Annotated in this window: 10 protein-coding genes; 7 read left to right on the top strand and 3 right to left on the bottom strand. The window is 70.9% G+C overall.

Features of this window, described 5'->3' with window-relative positions:
* Positions 1 to 302 precede the first annotated feature (302 nt).
* Entirely contained in the window at positions 303 to 1,244 is a 942-nt protein-coding gene (locus ACIN94_RS22865; RefSeq protein WP_400709219.1) for a GNAT family N-acetyltransferase, read from the bottom strand.
* Positions 1,245 to 1,687: 443 nt separating this feature from the next.
* Between ACIN94_RS22865 and ACIN94_RS22860 the strand changes: the two genes are divergently transcribed.
* The 5 genes from ACIN94_RS22860 (at position 1,688) to ACIN94_RS22840 (ending at position 8,094) form a co-directional block, all read left to right on the top strand.
* A complete protein-coding gene (locus tag ACIN94_RS22860) occupies positions 1,688 to 3,304 on the top strand; it encodes a serine/threonine-protein kinase (protein WP_400709216.1) in 1,617 nt (538 codons plus the stop codon).
* Positions 3,301 to 4,839, top strand: a complete 1,539-nt coding sequence (locus ACIN94_RS22855) for a hypothetical protein (RefSeq protein ID WP_400709213.1) — start codon at positions 3,301 to 3,303, stop codon at positions 4,837 to 4,839. Before ACIN94_RS22860 ends, ACIN94_RS22855 begins: the two co-directional genes overlap by 4 nt.
* Entirely contained in the window at positions 4,832 to 6,334 is a 1,503-nt protein-coding gene (locus tag ACIN94_RS22850) for a serine/threonine-protein kinase (protein ID WP_400709210.1), read from the top strand. Before ACIN94_RS22855 ends, ACIN94_RS22850 begins: the two co-directional genes overlap by 8 nt.
* Before the next feature lie 27 nt (positions 6,335 to 6,361).
* Positions 6,362 to 7,702: a hypothetical protein gene (locus ACIN94_RS22845; RefSeq protein ID WP_400709208.1), complete on the top strand. Its 1,341-nt coding sequence runs from the start codon at positions 6,362 to 6,364 to the stop codon at positions 7,700 to 7,702.
* Between the two features lie 200 nt (positions 7,703 to 7,902).
* Positions 7,903 to 8,094 carry a hypothetical protein gene (locus ACIN94_RS22840; RefSeq protein WP_400709206.1) on the top strand — a complete coding sequence of 64 codons (192 nt, stop codon included), beginning with the start codon at positions 7,903 to 7,905 and terminating at the stop codon, positions 8,092 to 8,094.
* A gap of 52 nt (positions 8,095 to 8,146) precedes the next feature.
* Here ACIN94_RS22840 and ACIN94_RS22835 read toward each other — a convergent pair whose 3' ends face one another.
* Together ACIN94_RS22835 and ACIN94_RS22830 are read right to left on the bottom strand one after the other, a co-directional pair.
* On the bottom strand, positions 8,147 to 8,452 hold the full coding sequence (locus ACIN94_RS22835) for a DUF3817 domain-containing protein (RefSeq protein WP_400709203.1): 306 nt from the start codon (positions 8,450 to 8,452) through the stop codon (positions 8,147 to 8,149).
* Between the two features lie 43 nt (positions 8,453 to 8,495).
* Positions 8,496 to 9,266: an SURF1 family protein gene (locus ACIN94_RS22830; protein WP_400709200.1), complete on the bottom strand. Its 771-nt coding sequence runs from the start codon at positions 9,264 to 9,266 to the stop codon at positions 8,496 to 8,498.
* 144 nt (positions 9,267 to 9,410) lie between these two features.
* Between ACIN94_RS22830 and ACIN94_RS22825 the strand changes: the two genes are divergently transcribed.
* Both ACIN94_RS22825 and ACIN94_RS22820 read left to right on the top strand, forming a co-directional pair.
* Entirely contained in the window at positions 9,411 to 9,578 is a 168-nt protein-coding gene (locus ACIN94_RS22825; RefSeq protein ID WP_400709197.1) for a hypothetical protein, read from the top strand.
* Positions 9,579 to 9,762: 184 nt separating this feature from the next.
* Complete coding sequence (locus tag ACIN94_RS22820) at positions 9,763 to 10,935, top strand: anion permease (RefSeq protein WP_400709243.1); 1,173 nt, start codon at positions 9,763 to 9,765, stop codon at positions 10,933 to 10,935.
* Positions 10,936 to 10,948: the final 13 nt, after the last annotated feature.

Below are 10,948 nucleotides of genomic sequence, written 5' to 3'. Positions count from 1 at the left end.
TCAACGCAGCTCGTAACATCGCCGCACGCGGTGTCACAAGCTGGGCAGTGAGTCACGCTGCCTGACGCGGACCAAACCGTCGAAGCCACCGACGGTGAGGAGCTGCAAGCTCAGTCCTTCAGGGCTGAGAAGCTGACGGGATGTCCAGCCGGGAGAACTCCCGGGGGTTGTCATGGCCCGCAGTAGACCGGGTCTGTGCAGACGACCTGTGGTGAATTGTGAAGGTTCTGCGCACCTTCCGGACGCGCATGCCCGGGAGTGAGGCCCCGCACGGGCCGAGGCCTCACCTGGCTCAGCCGGCGTCAGACGAGGATCAGCCGGCGGCCGGTGACCCGGTAGCCGATTCGGGCGAACGAGGCCGCCATGGGCGTGTTGCCCACGTCGGTGTTGTCCTTCACCTCGGGCTCGCCCTCGGCCGTGAAGATGTGCAACGCCTCGACGGCCAGGTCGTCGGCGTAGCCGTGGCCCCGGTGGCCGGGGACCACCCCGACGTAGCCGATCGTGGCGCAGCTCGCGTTGCGGGTGGGCATCACGATGCCGACCACGTCGCCCGCGGCGTCGTGGGCCAGCCGCCAGCGGTGCCGCCCCCCGGGGAAGCTCGCCACTTCTTCCAGGGTCGCCTCCGCGGTCTTCCTCGGCCCGATCTCGGCGAGGTGGCGCCGGTCCCAGGCATCCAGGCTGCCCTCGACGATCCCGGTCAGCACCTCGATGACGGCCTCGTCGTCGTCCGCCGGGGTGAAGGTGAGCCGGGTGGAGCGGGGCGGCAGGCCGTACTCGGGGATCCAGCGCAGATTGAGCCGCTCCGCGGAGGGGCGCAGCCCGGCCCGCTCGGCGGCCTCGACCCGGTCCGCGACGTCGGCCACGGCGTCCGGCCGGTCGTGCCAGTCGGCCGGCAGGAACAGGTGGAAGTCGGGGCGGGGGCCCACGGGTGAGGAGTAGTCGGGCGTGACGATCGCGGCGTAGGCGGCCCGCAGCAGCGCGGCGCCCACCTCGATCCGGTCGGAGCCGGTCCCTGGGTCGAACCAGTCGAGGTGGAAGGGATGCTCGGAGCCGGGCGGGCTCCAGAACGCGGCGCGGGCGAGCACCTCTTCGCCGCGCAGCGCGACCCAGACCCAGTCGGGCCGATAGCCGAGCTCCTCGAACGGGAGAAGACGGGCGCCGACACCGGAGGCGGGCAGCGGGCCGTAGCGGTGGAACAGGTGGAACTCGTCCGCTCCGAGCGGACGGAACAGCAGATCAGACAAGTGAAACTCCGAAAGAGCGTGCGCTCCCCGGGTCTCAGGCGGCCTGTCGCCCGAGGCGGGAGCGCGTGACCAGGTTGGCGAACATCTGCTCCTCACCTCCTCTTTCTCGAAGGGACGGCCACCATATCGATGCGTCTGCCCCGATCTCAACCGGATAAATCGGCGTCATGATGACACCATGATCGACATCACCCCGGCCCCGAACGCGCCAAGGTGCTCACCGACCTGCCATGAGCCGTTCCGGAAAACCCCGTAGCGCGCACAGCGAAACCCCTACACCGCACCGGATCGACCCTCCACATCCCGGAATACCACTCATAAGGGATGTAAACGGAACCGCGGAGACCTCCGGGCCCGCCAAATGAACGGACAGCAAGGCTCATTCATTGGTCCATAAGGCGCTAAGTGGCTATGTTTCTGTCCGCGATGGGACATCGAACGGGGTGAACAGGATCGACAGTCGAGTGCTAGCGGGCCGCTACAGGCTGCTCAACCCCCTCTCCGAGGGTGGGATGGGCACCGTCTGGCTCGCCGCCGACGAGACGCTCGGCCGCGACGTGGCGGTCAAGGAGGTACGGCTCCCGCCGGACCTCGATCCGGCCCGGCGGGAGGAGATCTGCGCGGCGGCGCTCCAGGAAGCCAATCTGGCCGCCCGGCTCAAACATCCGTCGATCGTGACCGTCCACGACGTGGTCGTCGAACAGGAGCGGCCCTGGCTCATCATGGAGCTGCTGTCGGGCGCGTCCCTGGAGCAGACCGTCCGCGAGCGGCAGCCACTGCCGGTACGCCAGGTGGCCAGGGTCGGCGTGGGCATTCTCAGCGCGCTCGCCGCCGCGCACGCCGCCGGGGTGGTGCACCGGGACGTCAAACCGGGCAACGTCTTCCTCACCAGGACCGGCCGGGCCGTCCTCACCGACTTCGGCATCGCCGTGGTCGAGGGCGAGGCGACGGCAGGGGACACCAGCCACCTGGTCGGCTCGCCCAACTACATCGCCCCGGAACGCCTGCGCGGCGAGCGCGGCGGCCCCGCCTCCGACCTGTGGTCCCTGGGCGCCACGCTCTACTTCGCCGTCGAGGGCATGCCGCCGCACCCGGCCGAGACGCCGATCTCGGCGATCAGCCGGGTGCTCACCGAACCGGCCAGACCGCCGGAGCGGGCGGGCGCGCTGGGCCCGCTGCTGATGCTCATGCTCGCCCCCACGCCCGGGGCCCGGCCGTCCTTCGACGCCGTCGCCCAGGCCCTGCAGGAAATCGCCCTCGGCCGCCCGGCCGCCGCGCTCCCCGCCCCGTCCCGTCCCGAGCCGGTCCCCCTCTCCCCGGCACCCGCCTCCCTCCCCCCTGTCCCTGTCCCCTCCCCGGTCCTTGCTCCCTCCTCTGCTCTTGCCTCGCGCAGGGGGCGCACGGTCCTGTGGGCGGTCGCCGAAGTGGCGGTGGTCGCGGTGGTCATCGGGGCCACCATGGGCGTGACCCACCTGGCGGCGGGCCGTACGGATCCGGAGGCGCCGGTGAAACTCAGCGAGAAGCCTGGCGCCTTCGCCACTCCGGTGAACCTGTGCAAGCTGGTCCCCGCGGCCACCGTCAAGGAGCTCCTGCCCGCGCTGAGAACCGAGGGACAGGCGACCAACGGAGGGGGCTGCCAGTGGACGACCTCCGGCCTCGGCCTTGAGGTGGCACCCTCGGGTACGGCAAAGCAGTGGGGCAAGAGTCCGCGCCAGGCCCATGAGCTCTTCGTGAACCAGCGCCACGGCACCCTGCCCAGCGGGGAGACCGCCTGGAGCTGGTCGGACATCGACGCCGGGGTCCGGTCCGCCCGCGCCACCGGCCCGCTGGAGGTCCGGTCGGTCGGGGACGAGGCATTCGGCTACGACCTCTACGAGAACCGCAGGACCGGCAGGCTCGAACAGAGCCACGTGGTACTCCGCGTCGACAACCTCGTCGTCAACGTGAGCTACACCGTGGTGGACGGTAGCAAGGACGGCCCCACGATCCAGGCCGGCACCCATACCGCCGCCACCTGGATCGCGAACGCGCTGAACAAGCAGAAAGCGACCCCCCGATGAACCACCCAGGCGTCCCCCGATCACAGGGCAGGCGTGCCGGCCGGCACGCCGACGCCGGCGCGGCCCCCGACGGCGCACCGAGCCCGGCGGTGCTGGAACAGGCCTCTCTGGAGCAGATGATCGGACGGCTCGGGCCGATGGCGCCGCAGCAGGCCGCCACTGTCGGCCTTGCCGTGCTGGACCAGCTCGTGACCGTGCACAACCAGGGGATGCTCCACGGCGACGTGCGGCCCGGCTCCGTGCTGATCGGCCCGCACGACCAGATCATTCTCAGCACACCGACCTTCCGGTCCCCGACCTTCACCGCCCCCGAGGGCGTGACGGGACCGGCGGCCGACCTGTGGTCGCTCGGCGCCACCCTCTACACCGCCGTCGAGGGTCGCCCCCCGTCACCCGGCGGATCCCTCGACAACGCGGGCCCGATCGCCCCGATCCTGTTCCGCCTGCTCTCCGGCGACCCGGCGCAGCGGCCCGATCCCGGCACCCTGCGCAACACCCTGCTCGACATCTCCCGGAACGGCGACGCGGCCCCCACTCCCCCCTCGGCCCCGGACGTCACCGCCGAGGTGCCGACCTTGGCGGTGCCGCCCTCAACCCCGCCCTCAACCCCGGCCTCAGTCCCGCCCTCAACCCCGGCTTCAGTCCCGGCTTCAGTCCCGGCCGAGCCTCCCTTCGATCCCGCGGCGACCATGCCGCCCCAGCCCCCCTTCGATCTGTCGGCCCCCCCACGGCCTTCCCCGGACCTTCACGGCCCTCAGTTCCCGTCTGCTGACGACGTCCCCACCTCGCAGGAACTCGTCCATGTCTCCCGCCCGGCGCCCGGCGGGCACCCCGGCTCCTCGCCGGGCGGGCCGACCGGTCCGACCCGACGCTCCGGGGCCAGGACCGGGGTGCTCGTGCCCCGCCCGATCGTCGCGCTGACCGGCACCCTGCTCGTCGGCATGGCCGTCACCATCGGTGTCCTGCTCACCTCGGCGTCCGGTGAGAGCGACTCCACCGCCGAACCGGCCGCCGGCGCCAAGGGACTGTTCGCCGCCGAACCCCGGGCCTGCAGCCTGCTCGACGAGAAGCAGGCGAACGAGGTCGTGCCGGGGTTCAAGAGCTCGGAGGTCGAAACCGGCGAGTGCAACTGGCTCAACCAGCATGACTGGCGCAAGCCCAGTACGGAGAAGTTCGACCTGCGCGTACGGGTGGTCGCCCAGAAGCCGGACGCCTCCGGGGTCGAGCGGGCGAAGGAGTATCTGGCCGGTAAGAGGACCGATGCCATCAACAACGGCAAATACGCGACCCCGAAGCCCGTCGCGCCGCAGAACCTGAAGGGGATCGGCGAGGAGGCCTTCACCACCGGCGGCTACAACTCGATCAACCTCTACGGCGGCTCCTACAAGGCGACGGTGATCTTCCGGGTCGGCAACCTGATCGCCCAGGTCGACTACGAGCGGGGCGGCGTCAAGGACGACCGCGACGGCAGGATCGCGGAAGGCGCCCAGAAGGTCGCCCGCTGGCTCACCCAGTCGCTGAAGACCGATGGCTGAACTGCCGCTCCCCGTGCTCGCGGGCCGCTATCGGGCGATCGAGCAGCTCGGCGCGGGCGGGATGGGCGTGGTCTGGCGTGCCGAGGACGAGCTGCTCCACCGCGAGGTAGCGATCAAGGAGGTCAAGCTCGACCCGACCCTCCCCGAGGCGCACCGGACCGAGATGCGGGAGCGCACCCTCCGCGAGGCCCGGGCAGCCGCCCGGCTGAGCCACCCCTCCATCGTGGCGGTGCACGACGTCATCGCCCAGGACGGTCGCCCGTGGATCGTGATGGACCTGGTCCGAGGCCGCTCCCTGAGCCAGGTGATCCGCGAGGACGGGCCGCTCCCGCCGCAGCGGGTTGCCGCGATCGGCCTGGCGATGCTCGACGCGCTGGCCCTGGCGCACAGCCGGGGCATCGTGCACCGCGATGTGAAGCCGGCCAACATCATGCTCGCCCACAACGGCGGGGTGTTGCTGACCGACTTCGGCATCGCCACGCTGGAGGGCGACGTCCAGCTCACCTCCCCGGACGCGCTGGTCGGCTCTCCCGGTTACATGGCCCCGGAGCGGCTGCGCGGCACCGGCGACGGTCCGGCCGCCGACCTGTGGTCCCTGGGCGCGACCCTCTACGCCGCCGTCGAGGGGCAGAGTCCGTTCCAGCGCGGCGTGCCGATCGCCACCTTCGGCGCGGTGCTCACCGAGCAGGCCCCGCTGCCCGCGCGGGCGGCCGGACTGGCCCCTGTCCTGCTCGCCGTGCTGGCCAAGGACCCCAAGGACCGCCCTGGAGAGGCCGTTCTCCGTAAGGCGTTGCAGCGGGTCGCCCAGGGACTGCCCGCCGGTCCGCTCTCCCCGCAGGCCCCGCAGCCCGAGGCGGTGCCCCGGCCCCGCCGTACCGGGTGGCTCATCGGCGCGGCAGCGGTGGTCGTGATGGCTGTCGTGGCCACCGGGGTGCTCGTGACGGCCTTGGGCGAGCCCGTGGCCGTCACGGCCTCTCCCGTCGCCTCCGACTCCGCTGCCGGGCGGTTCGCCGCGGCACCCGACCCCTGCACCCTGCTGGCCGAGGCCCAGAGCCGGACGGTGGTGCCGGCCGCGACCCCGATGGTCATGCCGGCTAAACAGGACAGGGAAGCGTACTGCGTCTGGGAGGGGCCGGCCGACGTCCGCCGGCTCCACGTCTCCGTCGCCCATCACGCGCCCGTTCAGGGAAAGACCGGCCCCGAGGTGGCCCACGAGTTCTTCGCCGCCGAGCGCACCAGGATCGGCGCCGACGAGGGGACCGGCATCGTCGGAACGACAGGTCCGCTCAGGAACGTCGACCGGGTCGGCAAGGAGGCCTTCGCCTACGACCTGCGCGTCCTGGACCGGGTCCAGACCCTGATCCGTTTCCGGGTCAGCAATCTGCTGATCGAGGTCAACGTCTCGGAGAAGGGCAGGCGTGCCGACTCGGAGCTGCGCCGCCACGCTCTCCGCGCCGCCCGTCTGATCGCCGAGGAGCTGAACAGCCGTGACTGAGAGATCCGGGGCCGCGGAGCGGCGGGGATGACCGATCCCAGCCTGCTCGCCGGGCGGTACCGCCTGCTGGAGCGCCGCGACCACACGGGGACGAGCTGGCGCTCGCGCGACGAGCTGCTGCATCGGGACGTCACGATCGCCGAGGTACGGCTTCCGCCCCCGGGCCCGCGACGTGACCGGTTCCTCGACCAGGTCCGCGCCGCGTCCGGCCTCCGGCACCCCGGAATCGCCACACTGCACGACGTGATCTCCGCTCCCGACCGGATCTGGCTGGTCCTGGAGTCGGTCGAGGGCCGTTCGCTGATCAAGACCGTCCGCGCCGAGGGACCGCTCTCCGCCGAGCGGGCAGCCGAGGTGGGCCTACGGGTGCTGGACGCGCTGGCCGCCGCCCACGGGCGGGGCCTCCATTTCGCCGTCACCCCCGAGACCGTGCTGCTCGCCTCCGACGGCCGGGTCGTGCTGACCGGCATCACGGACCCCGTCCCCGCAAGCGATCTGCGGGACCTGGGCACCACCCTGTTCACCGCCGTCGAGGGTCGGGCGCCGGGCACCGTCCAGACCGTCCCCCGTCTGGGGGACGGAACGCCCATGGCCACCCTCACCCCCGGCTCCGGCCCACCGGCCTCGCTCGTGAAGGGCCCGCTGGCCCCGCTCCTGGAAGGCCTGCTGGCGGTCGATGCCGCCCACCGCCCCGACGCCGCCTCGGTCCGCCTGTCCCTGGAGAGGGTCGCCCACCGGCCGGCCGGCTTCCCGCGCAGGTCCCTCATCGTGGCGACGGCGGCCGTGACCGCCGTCGCCGTCGCCGTGTCCGCCGCGTTCTGGTTCTGGCCCCGCCCCTCAGACCCGGTTCCGACCGCCGCGCCGGTCACGCTCCCCCGCTTCTTCGCCAAGGCTCCCAACCCCTGCACCCTGATCTCGAAGGAGCAGGCGGCCAAGCTGGGACTGGATCCCAACCCGTCGAAGGAGCGGGCCGACCGTTGCGCCTGGCGGAGTCAGGACACGGGCCAGCCGCTGAGCATGCGGTACCAGCTCTGGATTCAGGCCCCGCGGTACTCCTCCGAGGAGGGGGCACACGCCGACTACACGCGTTTCCTCAGGCAGGAGAACGAGCGGACCACGACCTCGGTGGGCCTGCCGCTGACCCTGGTCCAGCCCCCGAAGCCCCTCCCCGGAGTCGCCACGGAGGCCTACATCGCGGAGGCCACGAACAAGCTCACCTACTACACGGAGGTCGTCGCGCGCGCGGGTAACCTCGTGCTCTCCGTCCAGTATCAGCGCGGCGGCGAGAGCGACCCCCACGGCGAGACCCGCAAGGGCGCGCTCCAGGCCAGCCGGTGGATCCTCGAAACCCTCCGTGGCACGGGCTGAACCGGAAAAGGGATGACCTGGGCGCCGGGCCGGCCGCTCACCGGGATCTTCCTCCCCTGCGGCGTCGCCGCGCTCGGAACCCTCGCCGGATAATCACGATATATCTCGGATGGAACCACGGCGGCGGGTCCACGCGTTGGACGGACGACGCAGAATGAAGACAGGCGGGGCACCGGCTCCGCGTTCGGAGGATGTTGAGGATGTCGCCCGTCCAGAAATACGCGATCGGTGCCGGGATAGCGGTGATCCTTGCATGGTGGATCCTGCCCGGCTGGCTGACCCTGCTGGTCCTCCTGGGCCTCGTCGCCGCCCCGGTCGTCGGATACCTGATGCTCGACCCGTCCCAGCGGGAGCGGCTCAAGCGCGCCCGCAGGCGCGGCCTCGGCCGCTGACAGGACGCGGGAGGCCCGTTCCTCACCGAGGAGCGGGCCGTCCGCCGAACGGTCAGGCGAGCACGGCCTCCACGCGCCGGGTGACCTTGCGCTCGAACACGAATGACAGCAGCGGCACGGTGCCCGCCAGCATGACTCCCACGACGTACGGCCACGACCAGCGGGCCTTCATGCCGAGGTTCATCGTGGCCACCAGGTAGAGCATGTAGAGGAAGCCATGGATCGGAGAGACGACCTTCGACGGGCCCTCGATGCCGAACCCGTACCTGAGCACGATGCACGTGACCAGGACGAGCAGCATCACGCCGACGATGTACGCCAGGATGCGGAAGGGTCTGAGGGCGGATTCCACGGTCATCTACCTCGGTCTGGGAGTTCGGGCACGGAAACGATATGAGAGCTCAGGCGGCGGCCGGTTCGGGGCCGGACTCCTTCTCGCGCTCCTGGTCCCGCGCGGCCGCACGGCTGCGCAGGATGTCACGCACGAAGTGCCACCACATGAAGACCGAGAACAGCCCGAAGATCCACCACTGGGCGGCGTAGGCGAGGTTGCGCCAGGTGAGGCCACCGGCCTCGGTCGGAGGAGGCACGTTCACGGACCTGGCCGCGACGGCCGGTGCCGGGGACTGCGCGGTGGCCACCACGAACCCGTCACGCAGCTTCGCGCCCTGCCACAGGTTGATCAACTCCGCCGACGACACGGTCCGCACCTGCCCCTGCGGCAGTTGCCGGGTGCGGCGCTGCACGCTGTCGGTGGCCTCCGAGGGCTGCAGCCGCCCGGTGACGGTGACCTCGCCCTCCGGTACGGCGGCGGCCGGGTCGTCGGCCCTGGGCACCCAGCCGCGCACGACGGGGATCGAGGTGCCGTCGCCGAGATCGAGCGAGGTGAGCAGCCACAGCCCCCCGTCCCGTTCGGCCACCAGGAGCTGCCTGGACCGGTCGAAGGTCCCCTGCGCCGTCACCTGACGGCTGACCGCGTCACTCGTCAGGTGCCTGCCCGGCTGAGTGAGGGTGCCGACCGCCACCGGGGCGGGGTCTTGCGTCATGTGGGGTTTACCGGAGTCCTCGAAGACACCGAGCTGCCAGCGGCCGAGCAGTCCGCAGACGACAAGCGCTCCGATCGCGAGCAGGTGGAGCACCAGCACGCGAGGAGAGAACAGGATCCGGAGCATGACACCACGCTATCCGCCCCGGCCGGCGGTCCTGTCCCCAGTACCGCGCCTCACCCGCGCCGTCAGTCCCACGGGTCACGGGCTCTCCGTAAAAGTGGCACAAATTGGTGTTGAGGAGCATTCAATATCGCTAAAGTCGACCCCATGTCTGATCCTCAGGTTGACCCGTCCGGCAGCACCCAGCAGTTCCGCGCGTTCGCGCAGCGGAATGAGCCGGAGGCCGCCCCCCAGAAGCGGTCGCTGACCGTGCCGATCGCGGTGGCGGTCGCTGTCGTGGTCGTCATCGCCCTAGCCGCTTACCTGATCCTCTAGACAGGGACATCCCCCGGAGGTGGGGGGACCGACAGCGCCGACGGCGTCGCCTTCGGCGCTTTCCGCGTTCCTCACGGGCGAGTGCGGGGACACCCCATGAGCGTGTGCCCCGGCGGCAACGCGGCCACGGCGAATTTACGAAAAGAACAGATTATCCATCGCCGAAGGCGATCATGTGCACTTTATGGACGTAGGCCCGCTGTTGCTCTCCGTCGTCGTCGCGACGGCGCTGGCCTTCGCCTTCACCAACGGGTTCCACGACACCGCCAACGCGATGGCGACGTCCATCGTGACCAGAGCGCTACGGCCGAGGCTGGCCGTAGCCCTGGCGGCCGTCCTGAACTTCCTGGGGGCCTTCCTGTCACTGAAGGTGGCCGCCACGATCGCCGAGGGCATCGTGATCGGCGAGGCGATCACACTGACCGTCGTCTTCGCCGGCCTGGTGGGCGGCATGACGTGGAACCTGGTCACCTGGTATCTCGGCCTCCCGTCGAGTTCGTCCTACGCGCTCATCGGCGGGGTGGTGGGAGCGACCCTCGTCTCGGCGGGCGCGTCCGCGCTCCATGGCACCACGGCCATGACGGGCGTCCTCGTCCCTGCGGCCCTCTCGCCGCTGCTGGCCATGTTCGTGGCGGCCATCGGCACCTGGCTCCTCTACCGGATCATCGGGAACGTACCCGCCCGTATCCGAAGCCGGGGGATCCGGATAGGGCAGATCGGTTCGGCGTCACTGGTGTCACTGGCACACGGCAGCAACAACGCCCAGAAGACCATGGGCGTCATCACGCTCGCGCTCATCGTCCACGGCACGATCGGAGACAAGGACTCGGTGCCGACATGGGTGATCGTGAGCAGCGCGGTCGCGCTGGCCCTGGGAACGTATGCCGGCGGGTGGCGGATCATCCGGACCGTGGGTAAGGGGCTGACCGACATCCGGAGCCCACAGGGGTTCGCCGCCGAGACCTCCTCGGCCGCGGTGATCCTCACCGCGTCGAACCTCGGATTCCCGCTGTCGACCACCCAGGTGTGCTGTGGCTCGATCCTGGGCGCGGGGATGAGCAGGCAGCTCATGGGGGTCCGGTGGGGGGTGGCGGCCCGGATCCTGGCGGTGTGGGTGGTCACCATGCCGATGTCCGCCGTGGTGGGGGCGGCCACCTGGAAAGCCACCCAGGCCATCGGGGGGTTCCCAGGCGTCGCCGTGATGTTCCTGGTGTCGCTGGCCTTCGCCCTGGGGCTCTACGTGGCCGCGGATCGCCGGCCGGTCAACGCCTCCAACGTCAACCTGAGGTGGGCGGACCGCGGGGCACCGCTCCCGCGCCACCTCACGGCACCCGAGCTGGACGAGAAACAGGCATAGTGAGGGATCCGGC

The sequence above is a fragment of the Streptosporangium sp. NPDC087985 genome (assembly GCF_044741965.1).
In the GTDB taxonomy this organism is placed as follows: Bacteria; Actinomycetota; Actinomycetes; order Streptosporangiales; family Streptosporangiaceae; genus Streptosporangium.
Note: the sequence above shows the minus strand (reverse complement) of the source record. Positions and strands in the feature narration are given on the sequence as shown.